We start from the raw sequence: 18,295 nt of genomic DNA, 5'->3' as shown, positions 1-18,295 counted from the left end.
CGCACATGCAGGTGGGCGAGGAGCCTAGCAGCGGGCCAACGCCACATCAAGCGGCAAACCGTGCAAGGCAGCACGCTGTCGTCCGCGGGCTATCCGCGAGAATTCCGCGAAGAACCACAGGGGAAGGCAGCGATGGTCGACCTGTATGCCGACATGTTCGAGCTGGCGCCGGTATCGCTATGGCTGGAAGACTACAGCGGGCTGAAGGTGCTGTTCGACCGTTGGCGTGCCGAGGGCGTGGTCGACCTGCGCGCGCATTTGTGCGCCCACCCCGAGCGCATTGCCGAGTGCACCCGCAACCTCAAGGTGCTGCGCGTCAACCAGCGCACCCTGGCCCTGTACGGCGCCCGCGACCTGCAGCACCTGTCCGACAACCTGCACCGCGTGCTGCGCGACGACATGCTGAGCGCCTATGTCGAGGAGCTCGGCCAGCTGTGGGACGGCCGGCTGCGGCTTTCCACGCAAACGGTGAACTACACGCTGTCGGGCGAGCGGCTGGTGATGCTGTTCAACGCCAGCATCCTGCCCGGCCACGAAGAGCGCTGGGACCGCGTGCTGGTCGCGCTCGAAGACGTGAGCGACCGGGTGCGTGCCGAGCAGCATGCGCGCAGCCTGTTCGAGCACTCGCCGGTTTCGCTGTGGGCGATGGACTTCAGCGGCGTGTTCCAGCTCATCGAGGACGCGCGGCTGGCGCATGGCGCAGGCGCCGACCCGCGGACGGTGATGGCCATGCAGCCGGGCTTCGCCGTGCGCTGCATGAAGGCGGTGCGGGTGGTCGACGTGAACCGCCGTACGCTCGCGATGTTCGGGGCCGAAGACAAGGCCTCGCTGCTCGGCCGGCTGGGCAGCGTGTTCCGCGACGAGATGCGCTCGGTCTTCGGCGAGCTGCTGGTGGACCTTTGGCAAGGCCGGCTGCGCCACCAGCGCGAGGCGCTGGTGCATGCGCTCGACGACCGGGCGATGCATGTGTACCTGCAGTTCTCGGTGCTGCCCGGCCACGAGCAGCACTGGGACCAGACGCTTGTCTCGCTCATCGACATCACCGCCCGCAAGCGCGCCGAGGCCGACCTTGCCTACTTCAGCACCCACGACTCGCTGACCGGCCTGTGCAACCGCGCCTTCTTCAGCGGTGAGATCCAGCGTCTCGAGCAGCAATGCGTGTGGCCGGTGACGGTGCTGGTGATGGACCTGGACGGCCTGAAGTCGGCCAACGACAGCCATGGCCATGCCGCCGGCGACGAGCTGCTGCGCCGCGCGGGCGGCGTGATCGGCGCCTTCGTGCAGGGCCCGTTCACCGCTGCGCGCACCGGCGGCGACGAGTTCGCGCTGCTCATGCCCGGCAGCAGCGAACACGAAGGCATGGTGCTGGCCCGGCGCCTGCGCGACGCGCTGGCCGAGCACAACCTCGAACACACGCGGCGCCCGCTGTCGTTCTCGATCGGCGTGGCGGCCAGCCGCGAAGGCGAGCGGCTCGAGACGGTGATCCACCGGGCCGATGCCCGCATGTACGCCGACAAGCGCGAGATGTACGCGACCCGGGGCATCGACCGGCGGGCTTCCGAGTAGCCTGCGTCGGCCGGCCGCGCGGACCGCTCACCGGTACGACCGCACGTCCTCGATCACCTTGCCGTCGTTGGGCAGGCTGCCCGGCGCCACCAGCTCCACCTCGGCGCGCAGCTTGGTGACGTCGCGCAGGCTCTCGGCCAGGCGCGCTGCCAGGCCCTCGGGAGCACCGGCCACCTCGACCCGCAGCAGCATCTGGTCGTTGGCCATCTCGCCGCTCACCACCAGGCGGGCGCGGCGCACCTCGGGGTGCCGCTTGACGGCCGCATCCACCTGGCCCGGGTGCACGAACATGCCGCGCACCTTGGTGGTCTGGTCGGCGCGTCCCATCCAGCCCTTGATGCGCGGCGCGGTGCGGCCGGTCGGGCAGGTGCCCGCCAGCATGGCCGACAGGTCGCCGGTGCCGAAGCGGATCAGCGGGTAGTCGGGGTTGAGCGTGGTCACCACCACCTCGCCGACCTCGCCGTCGGGCACCGGGTCGCCGGTGCCCGGGCGCACGATCTCCACGATGACCTGCTCGTCGAGCACCAGCCCTTCGCGGGCGGCGGTTTCATAGGCGATGAGGCCCAGGTCGGCGGTGCCGTAGCACTGGAAGCCGTCGACGCCGCGTTCGCGGAACACCTCGCGCAGGCTCGGCGGAAACGCCTCGCCGCTGCACAGCGCCTTCTTGAGAGACGGCAGCGCGAGCCCCTGCTCGCTGGCCTTTTCGAGGGTGATCTTGAGGAAGCTGGGCGTGCCGATGTAGCCGTGCGGCTTGAGTTCGGTCATCGCCTGCAGCTGCAGCTCGGTATTGCCCACGCCGCCGGGGAACACGGTGCAGCCGATCGCATGCGCGCCGGTTTCCATCATCGAGCCGGCCGGCGTGAGGTGGTAGCTGAAGCTGTTGTGCACCAGGTCGCCTGCGCGAAAGCCGGCGGCATAGAGCGCACGCGCCATGCGCCAGTAGTCCGCGGCGGCGCCCTCGGGTTCGTACACCGGGCCGGGCGACTGGTAGACCCGCCGGGCGCCGCCGGGCCGCTGCAGCCCGCGCCAGCCCACGGCCGAGAAGCCGCCGAAGACGTCGGTGCCGCGTTGCGCCTGCTGGCGCTCGAGCAGCTCATGCTTTCGCGTGACCGGCAGCTTCGCCAGCGCGGCGCGCGAGCTCGTGCCGCGCGCATCCACGCCCTGCAGGATCTCGCCGAAGGCGGCCGTGCCGGCCTGCGCATGGGCCACCTGGGCCGGCAGCGCGGCCATGAGCGCGGCCTCGCGCTCGGCCGGGTCGCGCGTTTCGAGCGCGTCGTAGTACGGGGCGTGAGGGGTGGTCATTCGTCGCCGCTCCATTGCTCGAGGCGCTTCTTCATGTCGGCGGTGAACTGCCGCACGTCGGCGCTGTTCTTCAGCACGCGGGCCTCCCACTCGGGGCTGCGGGCCGGGCGCCGGGCGATGCGGGCGCGGATCGCCGCGCCGTCGACCGCCAGCTCGACGACCGGCTGGCCCTTCAGCTCGAAGCCGGCGCCGCGCTCGGCCAGCGCGCGCAGGTCGCGCAGCGAGCGCTTGAGCTGCACCAGCGCCTCGTCGGGCTTGAAAGGGGGTGGGGCGAAGAAGTCGTCCATGGTGTTCTCCCTGGGTGCGCGGGTTCAGGCCAGCCAGCGCTTCCTGCGCTTGTAGCTCTTCACGTCGCGGAAGCTCTTGCGGTCGCCTCCGCCCATGCCGAGGTAGAACTCCTTCACGTCCTCGTTCTCGCGCAGCGCCTTGGCCTCGCCGTCCATCACGACCCGGCCGTTCTCGAGGATGTAGCCGTAGTCGGCATAGCGCAGCGCGATGCTGGTGTTCTGCTCGGCCAGCAGGAAGGTGACCTTCTCGCGGGTGTTCAGGTCCTTCACGATCTCGAACACCTCCTCGACGATCTGCGGCGCCAGGCCCATCGACGGTTCGTCGAGCAGCACCATCTTCGGGTTGGCCATCAGCGCGCGGCCGATGGCGCACATCTGCTGCTCGCCGCCCGAGGTGTAGGCCGCCTGCGAAGCGCGGCGCGTCTTCAGCCGCGGGAAGTAGGTGTAGACCTTCTCCAGCGTCTGCGCCACCGCGGCCTTGCCGTCGCGGCGGGTGTAGGCGCCGGTCATCAGGTTCTCCTCGATGGTGAGGTGGGCGAAGCAGTGCCGCCCCTCCATCACCTGGATGACGCCGCGGTCCACCATGTCCGCGGTCGAGAGCTTCTCGATGCGCTCGCCGCGCAGCTCGATGCTGCCCTTGGTGACCTCGCCGCGTTCGCCCGCGAGCAGGTTGCTCACCGCCCGCAGCGTGGTGGTCTTGCCCGCGCCGTTGCCACCCAGGAGCGCCACGATGCGGCCCTCGGGCACCTGCAGCGACACGCCCTTGAGCACGAGGATCACGTGGTTGTAGATGACCTCGATGCCGTTGACGTTGAGCAGAACGTTGGACATACAAACTCGCTGGATTCAAGTACGGGCCGCGGATCCGGCGTCGCCGGTCTGCCGGCGCGGACCCTCGAGGGGGCGCGCCGGCGCTGCGGGGTGGGCTATGTCTGGCAGTCCTCGGGTGTGCGGCGCGAGAGCTTCTTCTCCGCCGCGTACCTGTCGGCCGTCGCCTTGACCATCGGCTTGATGATCTGCTCGTCGGCCTGCAGCCAGTCGGAGGTGAAGTTCCACTTCGCGCCGTCCCAGGTGTGCACCCGGGCCCAGTTGGCGCCCAGGTGATCGGCGCAACTGGTGCTCACCGGGCGCATCACGCCGGCGAAGCCCAGGGCGTCGAGCTTCTTCTGGTCGAGCGCCAGGTTCTCCAGGCCCCAGCGCACCTGCTCGCCGGTCATGACCTTGCCCTTGCCGAAACGCTCCTGCGCGCGCCGCACGCCCTCCACACCCAGCATCGCGGAGATGGCGCCGCGCATGTAGAGCACCGAGCCGACCTCTTCCTTGGGGCCGGTGCCCTGGCCCTTGCCGTGCAGCAGGGCCAGCACGTCCTGCGCGAACCTGGAGTTCGGCTCAGCGCCGTGCTGCATGGTCACGGCGTTGTAGCCCTTGGCGCCGTCGCCCACGTCGCGCACGTCAGGCTCGGCACCCGCCCACCACACGCCGTACATCTTCTCGCGCGGATAGCCGGTGGCCTGGGCCTCCTTGATGGCGGTGGAGTTCATCACGCCCCAGCCCCACAGCAGCACGTAGTCAGGCCGGCTCTGGCGCACCTGGAGCCAGGTGGACTTCTGCTCCACGCCCGGGGCGGTGACCGGCAGCAGCTGCAGCTCGAAGCCGTGCAGCTTGGCGCGTTCCTGCAGCAGCGGGATCGGCTCTTTGCCGTAGGGGCTGTCGTGGTAGACCAGCGCGATCTTCTTGCCCGACAGCTTGCCGAGGCCGCCTTCCTTCTTGCCGATCTGCTGCACCAGCGCATCCGCGGCCACCCAATAGGTGCCGATGAGCGGGAAGTTCCACTTGAACACGCCGCCGTCCTGGCTTTCGCTGCGGCCGTAGCCGGCGGTGATGAGCGGGATCTTGTCGCCCGGGGCCTTTTCGGTGAGTGCGAAGGTGGCGCCGGTGGACAGCGGCTGGAACAGCGAGGCGCCGCCGTTCTTGCCCTTCAGGCGCTCATAGCATTCGACGCTCTTGCCGGTGTCATAGCCGGTCTCGCATTCCTCGAAGACGATCTTCACGCCGTTGATGCCGCCCTTGGCATTGACCAGCTTGAGGTAGTCGACGTAGCCGTTGGCCCAGGGCACGCCGTTGGGTGCATACGGGCCGGTGCGGTAGGACAGCACGGGGAAGAACTGTTCCTTCGCCTGGGCCAGCGCGCCCGTCGTGCCGAGCGTGCCGCCTGCGAAGGCGGCCACGGTGGCGGCCGCCAGGGCGAGTGACTTGAGTTTCATTTGCCTGTCTCCTTCTTCGGGGGTTTTCGAATGCACTCTTCGGTGCGGGTCATCAACACGGAATCAATGCGGGAACGGCCAGAGGCGCAGCTTCTCCTTGCCGATCGACCACAGCCGCGCCAGGCCGTGCGGCTCGACGATCAGGAAGAACACGATCAGCGCACCGAAGATCATGAGCACCGCATGGCTCACCGTGGCGGTGTCGAAGTTGAGGCCCACCATCGCGCCGAGCGCGGGCAGGGCCTGGTCCAGGAAGATCGGCAGGATGACGATGAAGGCGGCGCCGAAGAAGCTGCCCATGATCGAACCCAGCCCGCCGATGATGACCATGAACAGCAGCTGGAACGATCGGTCGATCGAGAACGCCGCCGGCTCCCAGGAGCCCAGGTAGACGAAGCCCCACAGCGCACCGGCCACGCCCACGATGAAGGAGCTCACCGCGAATGCGGTCAGCTTGGCGTACACCGGCCGGATGCCGATGACGGCGGCGGCCACGTCCATGTCGCGCATGGCCATCCATTCGCGGCCGATGGCGCTGCGCACCAGGTTCTTGGCCAGCAGCGCGAACACCGCCACGAAGACCAGGCAGAACAGGTACTTGGCCACCGGGCTTTCGATCGGGATGCCGGCCACCTGCAGGTTGGACACGTTGACCGAGCCCGACGGCGAGTCGTTGGTGAACCACTTGATGCGCAGGAAGGCCCAGTCCACGAAGAACTGCGCGGCCAGGGTGGCCACCGCGAGGTACAGCCCCTTGATGCGCAGCGACGGGATGCCGAACAGCACGCCCACGCCGGTGGCGCACAGGCCGCCCAGCAGCAGCGAGGCGATGAGCGGCATGCCCTCGATGCGGATCTGGAAGTTGTAGGCCGCATAGGCGCCCACCGCCATGAAGGCTCCGGTGCCCAGCGAGATCTGCCCGCAGTAGCCCACCAGGATGTTGAGGCCCAGCGCGGCGAGCGAAAGGATCAGGAACGGGATCAGGATGGCGCGGAACGCGTACTCGGGCGCCGACAGCGGCACCACGACGAAGGCGATGATGAGCAGGCCGAGGATGGCGATGCGGTCCTGCAGGATCGGGAAGATCTGCTGGTCGGCGCGGTAGCTGGTCTTGAACTGGCCGTTTTCGCGGTAGAGCATGCTGTTCTCCCTCTCACACCCGGTCGATGATCTTTTCGCCGAACAGCCCTTGGGGCCTCACGAGCAGGAACAGCAATGCCAGCACGTAGGCGAACCAGATCTCGATGCCGCCGCCCAGCATGGGGCCGATGTAGATCTCGGAGAGCTTCTCGCCCACGCCGATGATCAGGCCGCCGATGATGGCGCCGGGCACCGAGGTCAGGCCGCCGAGGATCACCACCGGCAGCGCCTTCAGTGCCACCAGCGACAGCGAGAACTGCACGCCCAGCTTGCTGCCCCAGATGATGCCGGCCACCAGCGCCACGAAACCCGCCACGCTCCACACGATGACCCAGATGCGGTTGAGCGGGATGCCGATGGACTGCGCCGCCTGGTGATCGTCGGCCACCGCACGCAGCGCGCGGCCGGTGGCGGTCTTCTGGAAGAACAGCGTGAGCACCAGCACCAGGGCCGCGGCGATCAGCGCGGCGTAGAGGTCTTCCTTGCTGATGAGGATGCCGCCCTGGAACACGTTCTCGGCCAGGATCACCGGGTCCTTGGGCATGCCGACGTCGATCTTGTAGATGTTGGAGCCGAACAGGGTCTGGCCGAAGCCGTCGAGGAAGTAGGTGATGCCCAGCGTGGCCATCAGCAGCGTGATGCCCTCCTGGTTGACCAGCTTCGACAGGCACAGCCGCTCGATCAGCCAGGCCACCACCACCATCACCACCATCGCGAGCACGAAGGCGGCCACGTTGGCGAACAGCCTGCTCTCGATGCCGGTCCAGCCGGGCAGCCACTCGGCGAAGCGCGCCATCGCCAGTGCGGCGAACAGCACCATCGCACCCTGCGCGAAGTTGAAGACGCCGCTGGCCTTGAAGATCAGCACGAAGCCGAGCGCGATCAGCGAATACAGCATGCCCGCCATCAGGCCGCCGATGAGAGTTTCGAGGAAGAAGCCCATTTCGTTGCGTCCTTCGCCCTTCAGTGGCTCGTGCCCAGGTAGGCCTTGATGACCTCCGGATTGCTGCGCACCTCGTCCGGGGTGCCGTCGCCGATCTTCCTGCCGTAGTCGAGCACCACCACCCGGTCGGAGATGTCCATCACCACGCCCATGTCGTGCTCGATCAGCACGATGGTGGTGCCGAACTCGTCGTTCACGTCGAGGATGAAGCGGCACATGTCCTGCTTTTCCTCGACGTTCATGCCGGCCATCGGCTCGTCGAGCAGCAGCACCTGCGGCTGCATCGCCAGCGCGCGGCCGAGGTCGACCCGCTTCTGCAGGCCGTAGGGCAGCCGGCCCACCGGCGTCTTGCGGTGGGCCTGGATCTCCAGGAAGTCGATGATGCGTTCGACGAACTCGCGCTGCGCGATCTCCTCGCGCTCGGCCGGGCCCAGGCGCAGGGCCTGCCAGAACAGGTTGCGCTTCATGTGCAGGTTGCGCCCGGTCATGATGTTGTCGAGCACGCTCATGCCCTTGAACAGCGCCAGGTTCTGGAAGGTGCGGGCCACGCCCATCTCGGCCACCTGGCGCGAGTTCATGTGCTTGAACGTCCGGCCGCGGAAGGTGATGGAACCCTGCTGCGGCGTGTACACGCCGTTGATGCAGTTGAGCATGGAGCTCTTGCCGGCGCCGTTGGGGCCGATGATGGCGCGGATCTCGTGCTCGCGGACGTTGAAGCTGATGTCGGTGAGCGCCTTGACCCCGCCGAACGACAGCGAGATGTTCTGCACGTCGAGGATCACGTCGCCGGCGCGGCGTACGGCGCTGGGGCGCGAGTCGTTGGCCGCGTCCACCGCCTCGTGCAGCGGCATGTCGGCCCCGGCGGAGCGCAGTGCGGTGGTGGCGGCCATCATGCAGCCCTCCTCACGGCGGGATGGGTGGGCGCATCGGCGATGCGCAGCTCGGCCGACACCATGCCGGTGCGGCCGTCCTCGAACTTCACCTGGGTCTCGATGTATTGCGAGGCCTTGCCGCCGTACAGCGCGTCCACCAGCACCGCGTACTTCTCGCCGATGTAGCCGCGGCGGACCTTGCGGGTGCGGGTGAGCTCGCCGTCGTCGGCATCGAGTTCCTTGTGCAGCACCAGGAAGCGGCTCACCTGGCTGCCCGCGAGCCGTTCGTCGGCGGCGAGGTCGGCGTTGACCTTGGCCACGCAGTCGCGCACCAGCTCGTAGACCTCGGGCTTGCCGGCCAGGTCGGTATAGCCGGCATAGGGCAGGTTGCGCTTCTCGGCCCAGTTGCCCACCGCCTCGAAGTCGATGTTGATGAAGGCGCACACCTTCTCGCGCTGGTCGCCGAAGGCCACCGCCTCCTTGATGTACGGGAAGAACTTCAGCTTGTTCTCGACGTACTTGGGCGCGAACATCGCGCCGTCGTTGCCGCCGCCGCGGATGCGGCCCACGTCCTTGGCGCGATCGATGATCTTCAGGTGGCCCGAGGCATCGAGGAAGCCGGCATCGCCGCTGCGGTACCAGCCTTCGGCCGTCTTGACGTCGGCCGTGGCCTGCGGGTTCTTGTAGTACTCCTTGAGCAGGCCGCCCGAGCGGATCAGCACCTCGCCGCTGTCGTCCACCCTGATCTCCACCCCCTCGATCGGCACGCCCACCGTGTCGGCCTTCACTTCATGGTCGGGCTGCAGGCAGACGAACACCGCGGTCTCGGTGGAGCCGTACAGCTGCTTCAGGTTGATGCCGATGGCGCGGTAGAAGGTGAAGAGGTCCGGGCCGATCGCTTCGCCGGCGGTGTAGGCCACGCGCACCCGCGACAGGCCCAGCGTGTTGCGCAGCGGGCCATAGATGAGCACGTTGCCCAGCGCGTAGAGCAGGTTGTCGAGCGCGCCCACCGGCTTGCGGTCCATGCGCGCCGGGCCCACCCGCCGGGCCACGTCCATGAAGCGGTTGAACAGCCAGCGCTTGGGGGCGCCGGCGTCTTCCATGCGGATCATCACGCTGGTGAGCAGGCCCTCGAAGATGCGCGGCGGCGCGAAGTAGTAGGTCGGGCCGATCTCCTTGAGGTCGATGCTCACCGTGCTCGACGACTCCGGGCAGTTGACGACATAGCCGCACACCAGCCACTGCGCATACGAGAAGCAGTTCTGGCCGATCCAGGCGGGCGGCAGGTAGGCCAGCACCTCCTCGGCGGCGCTCAGCTTGTCGAAGCGGGTTCCGGCCTGCGCGCGGTCGAGCAGGCTGGCATGGGTGTGCACCACGCCCTTGGGGTTGCCGGTGGTGCCCGAGGTGAAGAACATCGCAGCCACGTCGCCCGGCATGGCCTTGGCCACTTCCTGCAGGTAGAACTGCGGGTGCTGCGCCTCATGCCGCCGGCCGTCGTCGACCAGGGCGTCGATCGACGCCAGCCCGGGCTCCTTGTAGTTGCGCAGGCCGCGCGGATCATCGAACCAGATGTGCGCGAGTCCGGGGCAGTCGCCACGCACCTCGAGCAGCTTGTCCACCTGCTCCTGGTCTTCGACGATCGCGTAGGCGACCTCGGCGTTGTTGAGCGGGAACACGAACTCGGCGGCCACCGCGTCCTGGTACAGCGGCACCGGGATGGCGCCCAGCGACTGCGCGGCCAGCATGCCGGCATACAGCCTGGGCCGGTTCTCGCCCACCACCACCAGGTGCTGCCCGCGCTGCAGGCCGGCGGCCGCCAGGCCGCAGGCCATGTGGCGCACCAGCTCGGCCAGCGCGCCCCAGGTAAAGGTCTGCCAGATGCCGAACTCCTTCTCGCGCAGTGCGGGCGCGTCGGGGCGCTGTGCTGCATGCCGCAGCAGCAATCGTGGGAAGGTCGCTTCCACCACGTCTCCTTTGGCTGTGTGCTTCGCCGGCAGCAGGTCGGTGCCTGTGCTTGTTGTTGGTCCACAGCTTAGAGAGATGTTTGACGCCCGGTTGTCGTTGTGCCGACAATCCTAGGGACACCCCGAGGGGGGCTTTCCCGGGGCGCGACTGTCATTGCAGCGTCATTCGGCCCGCGAGCGTTCGAACCGCATGCCCGTCATCGACTCCACCGCCAACGTCCTTCGCGTGCCGCCGCTGCGGCAGCGCGCCCGTCCGGCCACCGACGCGGAGCTCGCCATGGTGCCGTGGCTCGCGGTGCTCGAAGGCGAGGGCCGCGAGCGGGTCGTCAACGAGCTGCAGGTGGCCGACGCCGAGGTCGGCGAGATCGTCTGCAAGATCGGCCGGCAGGCCAACTTCTGGTTCGGCGTGGTCGACGGCCTGCTCAAGATGAGCAACGACAGCACCGACGGCGCCAGCGTCACCTTCGCCGGCCTGCCGCCGGGCGGCTGGTTCGGCGAGGGCACGCTGCTCAAGCGCGAGGCCTACCGCTACAACGTGCTGGCGCTGCGCAAGAGCGTGGTGGCGGGCCTGCCGATCGACACCTTCCACTGGCTGCTGGAGACCAGCATCCCGTTCAACCGCTTCGTGCTCAACCAGCTCAACGAACGGCTGGGCCAGTTCATCGCGGCGCGCGAGATCGACCGCATGAACGACCCGGACTCGCGGGTGGCCCGCAGCCTGGCGGCGCTGTTCCATCCGACGCTGTATCCGGGCGTGGGCCAGATGCTGCGCATCACCCAGCAGGAGCTGGCCTACCTGGTGGGCCTGTCGCGCCAGCGGGTGAACGAGGCGCTGCATGTGCTGCAGCAGGGCGGGCTCATCCGCATCGAATACGGCGGGTTGCGGGTGCTCGACCTGGAGGGCTTGCGCCGCAAGGTGGTGTCGGCCAGGGAAGCGCGGCGATGATCCAGCCGGCCGCGCAGCCGGCGGCTACCTGACCGGGGCCGCGGTCGCGGCGGCCGCCGCGGCGTCGAGCAGGTTGGTCACGCCCGCGGCCACATGCCCGGCCGGCACATGGTTGGCCGCGTGCTCCACGTGGCGGGTCTGGTCGTCGAAGAAGAAGTCCGGCTCGAACTCGCGCAGGAACTCACCCTTGGGCAGGCCGCCCAGGAACATCGCCTCGTCGACCTCGATGTGCCAGTCCATCAGCGTGCGGATGGCGCGCTCATGCGCCGGCGCGCTGCGGGCGGTGACCAGCGCGGTGCGGATGTGCATGCGCTCGGTGCCGGCCTGCTGCAGCTTCTGCAGCGCCTCGAGCAGCGGCTTGAACGGGCCGGCGGCCAGCGGCTTGGCGGCGAGGTCGGCCTCGTTGCGCTGGAAGGCGTCGAGCCCGCCGCTCTGGAAGATGCGCTCGGACTCGTCGGAGAACAGCACCGCGTCGCCGTCGAAGGCGATGCGCACTTCGTTCGGATGCTCGGCCGATGCACGCGCCGCGTTGGGCGCCACCCGCGCGGCCGGCACGCCGGCTTCGAGCGCCGAGCGCACGTCGGCTTCGTTGGCCGACAGGAACAGGTTGGCGTGCAGCGGCTTCAGGTAGCGGTAGGGCGACGCGCCGCGGGTGAACACGCCGCGCTGGATCGGCAGGCCGAAATGCTGCGCCGAGCGGAACACCCGCATGCCCGACACCGGGTCGTTGCGCGACAGGATCACCACCTCGACCCGCGGCGGCTGGTCGGGCGTGTTGAAGGCCAGCAGCTTGCGAACCAGCGAGAAGGCGACGCCCGGGCGTGCCGGCTGGTCGAGCCGGTCGAGCTGCAGCTGCATGTAGGCGCGGTCGTCGGCCGACTCGAAGAGGAGGTTCTCCTCCTCGAAGTCGAACAGGGCGCGTGACGAGATGGCGACGACCAGCTGGCCGTCCAGGGTGGCGGGCATGCGCCGAATGATAGATGCCTGGCTCAGGCGGCCTGCAGGCCGCCCAGGCGGAACGCCCGCACCGACTCGACCAGCCGGCCGGCCTGCTCCTTCAGGCTTTCGGACGCGGCGGCGCTTTCTTCCACCAGCGAGGCGTTCTGCTGGGTCACCTGGTCGAGCTGCGACACCGCCTGGTTGACCTGCTCGATGCCCTGTGTCTGCTCGGCCGCCGTGCTGCTGATCTGGGTGATGAGCTCGCTCACCTGCCGCACCTGCGACACGATGCCCTGCATCGCACGGCCGGCCTCGCTCACCTGCACGCTGCCGGCCTCGACCTTCTCGACGCTGGTGCCGATGAGGCCCTTGATCTCGCGCGCTGCTTCTGCGCTGCGCCGGGCAAGGTTGCGTACCTCCGATGCCACCACCGCGAAGCCGCGGCCCTGCTCGCCGGCGCGCGCCGCCTCCACCGCGGCATTGAGCGCCAGGATGTTGGTCTGGAAGGCGATGTTGTCGATCACGCCGATGATGTCGCCGATGCGGCGGCTGGCGGCGGTGATCTCCTCCATCGTGCCGACGACCCGGCTCACCGCTTCGCCGCCCTGCGCGACCGCTTCGCTGGCCTGCACCGCCATGCGGCTGGCTGCGTGGGCCGCCTGTGCGCTTTGCGCCACCGTGCTGGCCAGCTGCTCCATCGAGGCGGCGGTCTGCTGCAGGTTGGCCGCCTGTTCCTCGGTGCGCTGCGACAGGTCGGTGGTGCCGCTGGCGATCTGCGTCGAGCCGGTGGCGATGTTCTCGCTGCCGTCGCGCACCTGCGCCACCACCCGGGCCAGGCTCGCATTCATGGCCTGCAGCGCCTGCATCAGCCGGCCGGTCTCGTCGCGCGAAGTGACCTCGATGCACGAGCCCAGGTCGCCGGCGGCCACGGTTTCGGCCACCTTGACCGCCGCCTCCAGCGGGCGGGTGATGCTGCGCGACAACCACCATGCGGCGGCGGTGCCGAGCGCCAGCAGGGCCGCGCCGATCGCCCACAGCATGGTGCTGGTGCGCTCCACGCTGGCCTGCGCGGCGGCACCCGCCTCCATGGCCACCTTGTTCTGCAGCGACACGAGTGCGGCCACATGCACCTGCAGCGCGTCGATGGCCGGCAGCGTTTCCTGCTGCAGCAGGTGCTCGGCGTCGTCGCGGTGGCCCGCGGCCAGCAACTGGTCCACCCGGGTGAAGGACGCTACGTAGGCGCGTCGCTTGATCTTCAGCTCGGCCAGCACCGCCTTGGCGTCTTCACGGTGCACCAGGCGGTCGAGCGTGGCGAGAGCCTCGTCGATGATCTTCTTGTTGTGGCTGATGCGCTCCCGCACGCTGGCGGCATGCGCCGCGTCACGCACGAAGAAGAGTTCCATGGTGCGCCGGGCATTCGCACGCGTCGTGGTGTCGATGGTGGCGGCGGCGCCGGCCTTCGCCCATTCTTCGCCGACGATGAGGCCGATGGTGTCGCCCAGTTGCGCCATGCGCGTCACGGACAGGCCCAAGGCGACCGCCAGCAGCACCAGCAGCAGGCCGAAGCCCAGGCCCAGGCGCGGGCCGATGTTGAGGTTCCGGATCACGGACATTCGGGTTCTCCCTGAAGGATGTCCGCAACATCGGCGCAGGCCAGGCGTCCTTGACCCCTCCTTGGGGGGATTCTTGACATGGCTCAAGCGCCATGTCGAAACGCAGCGCCTTACTGCACGAAACCGATCGGCGAGCGCTTGCCGCCGGGGGCCGGCAGGTCCTGCACCATCACGGTGTCACGCCCCGCGAGCTTGGCATTGCCGAAGGCCGCCACCCAGGCGCGGCGCATTTCGCGCGGCGCCAGGTCGGCCAGGCGGTCGAGCACCGCCGCCTCGGGTTCGGGCGCGAAGCGGCTGCCCCAGTCGTGGTCGGCGCGAATGCTGCGGTACAGCTTGGCGGCGATGCGACGGGCCGCATCGGCATCGGGCATCTGCACTTCGTAGACGTTCACCCGGTTGAGGATGGGGTCGGGGATCGCGCGCGCGTCGTTGGCCGTGGCCACCCAGATCACCTGGCTCGCGTCGATCGGCACCTCGGCGAATTCGTCGATGAAGGCACCGGCGGTGTCGTGCTCGAGCAGGCTGTACAGCGAGCCGAGCGGGTCGTAGGTCTGTTCGCCGCTCGTCTTGTCGATCTCGTCGACCACCATCACCGGGTTGGCATATTGCCCGTCGACCAGTGTCTCGAACACCTTGCCCGGACGCGCGCCCTTCCATTGGCTCGAAGCGCCCGACAGCACCCAGCCGGCGGTGAGCGAGCTCATGGAAACGAAACCCATGCCGGTGCCCAGCAGCTGCGCGATCTCGCGCGCGAAGTGCGTCTTGCCCACGCCGGGCGGGCCCAGCAGCAGCATCGGAGTGATCTCCAGCGCGTCGCGGCTGTCCTGGCACAGCGCGAGCTGCCGCTTCACGTCGTCGAGCACCTCGTGGAAGTTGGGCAGCTCGTCGTACAGATGCTCCATGGCCGGCAGCCCGGAGGGCTTGACCTGGAAGCGCTCGGGCCCCTTCTCGAGCATGCGCTCGTAGGTGGCGCGCAGGTTCTCGTGTTCCTTGTTGGGCAGCTTCTCGAGCCGGCGCTCGACGTCGCCCACGCGGAAGACGCTGCGCATCAGCGCGATCGGTATGCTGCCGCCGGCACGCTGCACGGGAACAAGATCGGTCGTGGTGCTCATCCTGAACCTCCGAAAAACACCCAGCCAGACGTCATGGCCCATTGAAGCAAAGTCCTCGGTGCCTGAGCACCAGAACAAGAGGACCTTTTGCCGGTTTTAGTGTGCAACCGGCGTGCCACGGTTCAATGGCAGCCGAGGCGCCCGAGTGCTAGCGGCCGTGGGCGGCCGGTCCGCAAACAATTGAAACGAAAACCGCCGCGGCGGGAAACCTCGGTGATACGGCCGGCGCGCACCATGCCGGCTACTTCCACACCAGACACCGAGGCCGCTGCCATGAACCTGCTCGACGCCCGCTCCTCCTCCACGTCCTCGTTGCTGCAGCGCGCCGCCGGCAAGGACCTCGTGCTCGCGGTGCTGCGCGCGGCCTGGCGAGGTGACGCCGCGGCTGCGCGGCGGTCGCTGCCGGCCGAGGCGATGCCGGCCTGGGACGACACCCGCCCGGTGGTCTTCCGCAGCGAGGCCTTTGCCGAAGACCTGCTGGAGCTGGCCTGATGCTGCCGGCGCCCGTGCCGCTCGGGCACATGCCGGCCAGACGCTGGCATGATCGGGCGCTTGTCGGGCTCGACGAGGGGGGCGCCATGGTGGGACAGGCCAGCTTGCTGGTGGTGGACGACGAACCCGAGCTGCGGGCGCTGCTCGCCGAATACTTCGGAGCGCAGGGCTTTGCGGTGCACACGGCCGAAAGCGCCGAGCAGGCCCGCGAGTGCGTGGCCCGCGGCGTGCCGTCCGTGGCGGTGCTCGACATCAACATGCCCGGTGAAAACGGGTTGTCGCTGGCGCGCTGGCTGCGCGAGCGCCACCCGGCGATGGGCCTGCTGATGCTCACCACCGCCGGCGACTCGGTCGACCGCGTGGTCGGCCTGGAGGTCGGCGCCGACGACTACCTGCCCAAGCCTTTCGAGCTGCGCGAGCTGCTGGCGCGGGTGCGCGCGGTGCTGCGCCGGCTGTCGGTGGCGGCCGCCGGCACCGCAGTGGCCGCCGCGCCGGCCGACACCGCCCGGCGCGTGGCCTTCGGCGCCTGCGCGCTCGACCTCGAGCAGCGCCGCCTGCTCGGCCCCGACGGGCTGGACATCGCCATCACCGCGGCCGAATTCGACCTGCTGGCGCTGTTCGCCCAGCACCCGAACCGCCCGCTCAACCGCGACCAGATCATGGAGCAGGCGCACAACCGCGGCTGGGACGTGTTCGACCGCTCGATCGACCTGCGGGTGATGCGGCTGCGCCGCAAGATCGAACGCAACCCCGACAAGCCCGAAGTGCTGAAGACGGTGCGCGGCGTGGGCTACGTGTTCGTGCCGCAATGAGCGGGCCCGCGCCAGGCATCCCGTCCTTCCTGCATCCGGTGGCGCCGGGCGTGGGCGACACCACCGAGCTGCCCGCGCCCGACCTGGGCATGCTCAAGGCGGTGCTCGACAGCGTGCCCGGCCGCGTGGTGGCGGTGAACACCGCCTTCCGCTACGTCTATGTCAACCATGAGTTCCTGAGCTTCATGGGCCTGGAGGCCGGCCAGGTGCTCGGCCGCACGGTGGCGGAGGTGGTGGGCGAGGAGGCCTTCGCGCTGTACCGCCCGGTGATCGACCGCATCATGGCCGGCGAGTCGATGCGCTGGGAGGGCTGGCGCGACTACCCGGCGCGGGGCCGCCGCTACGTGCAGGAAACGGTGCGGCCGTACGCGGCGCCCGGCCAGCCGGTGAGCGCCGTCCTGGCCTTCAACCGCGACCTCACCGAGCTGAAGCACCATGAGCTGGAACTGCAGGCGCGGCTCGCGCAGCTGCAGGCCACCGAGCAGCTCAAGTCTTCCATCGTCGACCATGCGCTGGTCGCGCTCATCTCCACCGACGCGACCGGCCGCGTCGTCGAGTTCAACCCGGCGGCCGAAACGATGTTCGGCCGCGCCCGCGAGGCGGTGATCGGGCAGCTGGTGTCCGACCTCATCATCCCCGAGCGGTTTCGCGCCGCGCACATCGCCGGCATGGGGCGCATCGGCGCGGGTGGCCAGTCGCACGTGCTGGGCAGGCGCATGGAGATCGAGGCGCTGCGGGCCGACGGCACCGAGTTCCCGGTGGAGATGGTGCTGTGGCGCACTCAGGTGGAAGGGCAGGACCATTTCACCGCGTCGCTGAGCGACCTCACCGACCGCCGCCAGGCCGCGCGCGAAATCGAGCGCCAGCGCGAGGCCCTGCGGCAGAGCGAGAAGCTCACCGCCATGGGCAGCCTGCTCGCCGGCGTGGCCCACGAGCTGAACAACCCGCTGGCCATCGTGATGGGGCGCGCCAGCCTGCTGGAATCGAAGTGCCGCGACCCGGTGCTGCAGGCCGACGCGGCCAGCATCCGCGAGGCGGCCGAACGCTGCGGGCGCATCGTGCGCACCTTCCTGTCGATGGCGCGGCAGAAGCCCGGCGCCCGCGCGCCGGTGCAGGTCAACGACATGGTGCGCGGCGCGGTGGACCTGCTGCAGTACAACCTGCGCACCAGCGGCATCGTGGTGGACCTGCGGCTGGCCGAAGGCCTGCCCGAGGTGGTGGCCGATGCCGACCAGGTCGGCCAGGTGGTGCTCAACCTGCTGGTCAATGCGCAGCAGGCCCTGGCGACCTGCGGACCGCCGCGCGTGCTGAGGGTGGAGACTGGCGTGGAGGCCACGCGGCCGAACCGCACGCCGCGGGTGTGGCTGCGGGTGGCCGACAACGGCCCGGGTGTCGCGCCGGAGCACCGGCCGCGCATCTTCGATCCGTTCTACACGACCAAGCCCGAAGGCGCCGGCACGGGGCTCGGCCTCGCGGTGTCGCGTTCGGTCGCGCGCGAGCACGGCGGCGAGCTGGCGCTCGAGGAGCGCAGCCCGTTCGACACCGGTGCGAGCTTCCGGCTCAGCATTCCGGTGGCGGCGACCGAGGCGCTGGCGCCCGAGCCGCCCCCGCTGCTGGCGCTCGACACCGACATGGCGGTGTGGCGGGTGCTGGTGGTGGACGACGAGCCGCAGCTGTGCGAGCTGATCCGCGAGGTGCTCGAGACCCAGCAGATCGAGGTGGCCACCGCCGAGTCCGGCGAGGTGGCGCTGGAGCTCCTGCAGGAGGCGCGTTTCGATGCGGTGGTGTGCGACCTGCGCATGCCGGGCATGGACGGCCCGGGCCTGTGGCGCCTGTGCTGCGAGCGGCATCCGGCGCTGGCGCGGCGCTTCGTGTTCGTCACCGGCGACACCCTGTCCACCGGCGCGCGCGAATTCCTCCAGGAGACCGGCTGCGCCTGCCTCGAGAAGCCGTTCGCACCGTCCGAGTTGCTGCAGCAGGTGTTCGCCTGTCTGGAGGCGCCGGCACCGGCGCCCCTGCCGCTGGCCTGAACCAAGCGCGCCT

The 18,295-nt window shown here is 69.3% G+C and carries 16 protein-coding genes; 5 read left to right on the top strand and 11 right to left on the bottom strand.

The features are described 5' to 3' along the window. The first annotated feature begins 132 nt into the window (after positions 1 to 132). A complete protein-coding gene (locus tag E8D38_RS04000; protein WP_140626451.1) occupies positions 133 to 1,566 on the top strand; it encodes a sensor domain-containing diguanylate cyclase in 1,434 nt (477 codons plus the stop codon). Positions 1,567 to 1,593: 27 nt separating this feature from the next. Here the strand turns inward: E8D38_RS04000 and E8D38_RS03995 are convergent, their stop codons facing one another. The 8 genes from E8D38_RS03995 to E8D38_RS03960 form a co-directional block, all read right to left on the bottom strand. Then, entirely contained in the window at positions 1,594 to 2,868 is a 1,275-nt protein-coding gene (locus E8D38_RS03995; RefSeq protein WP_140626450.1) for a phenylacetate--CoA ligase family protein, read from the bottom strand. Further along, positions 2,865 to 3,155: a hypothetical protein gene (locus E8D38_RS03990; protein ID WP_140626449.1), complete on the bottom strand. Its 291-nt coding sequence runs from the start codon at positions 3,153 to 3,155 to the stop codon at positions 2,865 to 2,867. Before E8D38_RS03990 ends, E8D38_RS03995 begins: the two co-directional genes overlap by 4 nt. Positions 3,156 to 3,179: 24 nt before the next feature. Next, the gene (locus E8D38_RS03985; RefSeq protein WP_140626448.1) at positions 3,180 to 3,986 is read right to left on the bottom strand and encodes an ABC transporter ATP-binding protein; all 807 of its coding nucleotides are present in this window, start codon (positions 3,984 to 3,986) and stop codon (positions 3,180 to 3,182) included. A 95-nt stretch (positions 3,987 to 4,081) separates the two neighbouring features. Further along, entirely contained in the window at positions 4,082 to 5,419 is a 1,338-nt protein-coding gene (locus E8D38_RS03980; RefSeq protein ID WP_140626447.1) for an ABC transporter substrate-binding protein, read from the bottom strand. 63 nt (positions 5,420 to 5,482) lie between these two features. Continuing rightward, entirely contained in the window at positions 5,483 to 6,559 is a 1,077-nt protein-coding gene (locus E8D38_RS03975) for a branched-chain amino acid ABC transporter permease (protein ID WP_140626446.1), read from the bottom strand. 13 nt (positions 6,560 to 6,572) lie between these two features. Beyond that, on the bottom strand, positions 6,573 to 7,502 hold the full coding sequence (locus E8D38_RS03970) for a branched-chain amino acid ABC transporter permease (RefSeq protein WP_140626445.1): 930 nt from the start codon (positions 7,500 to 7,502) through the stop codon (positions 6,573 to 6,575). 20 nt (positions 7,503 to 7,522) lie between these two features. Next, entirely contained in the window at positions 7,523 to 8,353 is an 831-nt protein-coding gene (locus E8D38_RS03965; protein ID WP_140626712.1) for an ABC transporter ATP-binding protein, read from the bottom strand. A gap of 38 nt (positions 8,354 to 8,391) precedes the next feature. Further along, positions 8,392 to 10,338 (bottom strand): AMP-dependent synthetase/ligase, encoded by a 1,947-nt coding sequence (locus tag E8D38_RS03960; protein WP_140626444.1) that lies wholly within the window; start codon positions 10,336 to 10,338, stop codon positions 8,392 to 8,394. Between the two features lie 190 nt (positions 10,339 to 10,528). Between E8D38_RS03960 and E8D38_RS03955 the strand changes: the two genes are divergently transcribed. Then, positions 10,529 to 11,284, top strand: a complete 756-nt coding sequence (locus E8D38_RS03955) for a Crp/Fnr family transcriptional regulator (RefSeq protein WP_140626443.1) — start codon at positions 10,529 to 10,531, stop codon at positions 11,282 to 11,284. Between the two features lie 24 nt (positions 11,285 to 11,308). Here the strand turns inward: E8D38_RS03955 and E8D38_RS03950 are convergent, their stop codons facing one another. The 3 genes from E8D38_RS03950 to E8D38_RS03940 all read right to left on the bottom strand — a co-directional run bounded on the left by E8D38_RS03950 (position 11,309) and on the right by E8D38_RS03940 (position 14,948). After that, a complete protein-coding gene (locus tag E8D38_RS03950; RefSeq protein WP_140626442.1) occupies positions 11,309 to 12,250 on the bottom strand; it encodes a 5'-nucleotidase in 942 nt (313 codons plus the stop codon). Between the two features lie 23 nt (positions 12,251 to 12,273). After that, positions 12,274 to 13,836, bottom strand: coding sequence for a methyl-accepting chemotaxis protein (locus E8D38_RS03945; protein ID WP_140626441.1), 1,563 nt, complete (start codon positions 13,834 to 13,836; stop codon positions 12,274 to 12,276). A 110-nt stretch (positions 13,837 to 13,946) separates the two neighbouring features. Further along, entirely contained in the window at positions 13,947 to 14,948 is a 1,002-nt protein-coding gene (locus E8D38_RS03940) for an AAA family ATPase (RefSeq protein WP_140626440.1), read from the bottom strand. 273 nt (positions 14,949 to 15,221) lie between these two features. On the opposite strand from E8D38_RS03940, the gene E8D38_RS03935 reads away from it, so the two are divergent. The 3 genes from E8D38_RS03935 to E8D38_RS03925 are packed head-to-tail and all read left to right on the top strand — an operon-like array spanning position 15,222 to position 18,282. After that, positions 15,222 to 15,440, top strand: a complete 219-nt coding sequence (locus tag E8D38_RS03935; protein ID WP_140626439.1) for a hypothetical protein — start codon at positions 15,222 to 15,224, stop codon at positions 15,438 to 15,440. Further along, on the top strand, positions 15,440 to 16,252 hold the full coding sequence (locus tag E8D38_RS03930) for a response regulator (RefSeq protein WP_246099346.1): 813 nt from the start codon (positions 15,440 to 15,442) through the stop codon (positions 16,250 to 16,252). Before E8D38_RS03935 ends, E8D38_RS03930 begins: the two co-directional genes overlap by 1 nt. After that, a complete protein-coding gene (locus tag E8D38_RS03925; protein WP_140626438.1) occupies positions 16,249 to 18,282 on the top strand; it encodes a hybrid sensor histidine kinase/response regulator in 2,034 nt (677 codons plus the stop codon). The genes E8D38_RS03930 and E8D38_RS03925 overlap by 4 nt, the downstream gene beginning before the upstream one ends. Positions 18,283 to 18,295: the final 13 nt, after the last annotated feature.

This window comes from Methylibium rhizosphaerae (genome assembly GCF_006386545.1).
In the GTDB taxonomy this organism is placed as follows: Bacteria; Pseudomonadota; Gammaproteobacteria; order Burkholderiales; family Burkholderiaceae_C; genus Pseudorivibacter; species Pseudorivibacter rhizosphaerae.
This window is presented reverse-complemented; position numbering and strand designations above follow the sequence as displayed.

What these genes read in the sequence shown, in the direction of transcription:
- E8D38_RS04000 (WP_140626451.1), top strand. Translation starts at nt 133, where the DNA reads ATGGTCGACCTGTATGCCGACATGTTCGAGCTGGCGCCGGTATCGCTA.
- E8D38_RS03995 (WP_140626450.1), bottom strand. Translation starts at nt 2,868, where the DNA reads ATGACCACCCCTCACGCCCCGTACTACGACGCGCTCGAAACGCGCGAC.
- E8D38_RS03990 (WP_140626449.1), bottom strand. Translation starts at nt 3,155, where the DNA reads ATGGACGACTTCTTCGCCCCACCCCCTTTCAAGCCCGACGAGGCGCTG.
- E8D38_RS03985 (WP_140626448.1), bottom strand. Translation starts at nt 3,986, where the DNA reads ATGTCCAACGTTCTGCTCAACGTCAACGGCATCGAGGTCATCTACAAC.
- E8D38_RS03980 (WP_140626447.1), bottom strand. Translation starts at nt 5,419, where the DNA reads ATGAAACTCAAGTCACTCGCCCTGGCGGCCGCCACCGTGGCCGCCTTC.
- E8D38_RS03975 (WP_140626446.1), bottom strand. Translation starts at nt 6,559, where the DNA reads ATGCTCTACCGCGAAAACGGCCAGTTCAAGACCAGCTACCGCGCCGAC.
- E8D38_RS03970 (WP_140626445.1), bottom strand. Translation starts at nt 7,502, where the DNA reads ATGGGCTTCTTCCTCGAAACTCTCATCGGCGGCCTGATGGCGGGCATG.
- E8D38_RS03965 (WP_140626712.1), bottom strand. Translation starts at nt 8,353, where the DNA reads ATGCCGCTGCACGAGGCGGTGGACGCGGCCAACGACTCGCGCCCCAGC.
- E8D38_RS03955 (WP_140626443.1), top strand. Translation starts at nt 10,529, where the DNA reads ATGCCCGTCATCGACTCCACCGCCAACGTCCTTCGCGTGCCGCCGCTG.
- E8D38_RS03950 (WP_140626442.1), bottom strand. Translation starts at nt 12,250, where the DNA reads ATGCCCGCCACCCTGGACGGCCAGCTGGTCGTCGCCATCTCGTCACGC.
- E8D38_RS03945 (WP_140626441.1), bottom strand. Translation starts at nt 13,836, where the DNA reads ATGTCCGTGATCCGGAACCTCAACATCGGCCCGCGCCTGGGCCTGGGC.
- E8D38_RS03940 (WP_140626440.1), bottom strand. Translation starts at nt 14,948, where the DNA reads ATGAGCACCACGACCGATCTTGTTCCCGTGCAGCGTGCCGGCGGCAGC.
- E8D38_RS03935 (WP_140626439.1), top strand. Translation starts at nt 15,222, where the DNA reads ATGAACCTGCTCGACGCCCGCTCCTCCTCCACGTCCTCGTTGCTGCAG.
- E8D38_RS03930 (WP_246099346.1), top strand. Translation starts at nt 15,440, where the DNA reads ATGCTGCCGGCGCCCGTGCCGCTCGGGCACATGCCGGCCAGACGCTGG.
- E8D38_RS03925 (WP_140626438.1), top strand. Translation starts at nt 16,249, where the DNA reads ATGAGCGGGCCCGCGCCAGGCATCCCGTCCTTCCTGCATCCGGTGGCG.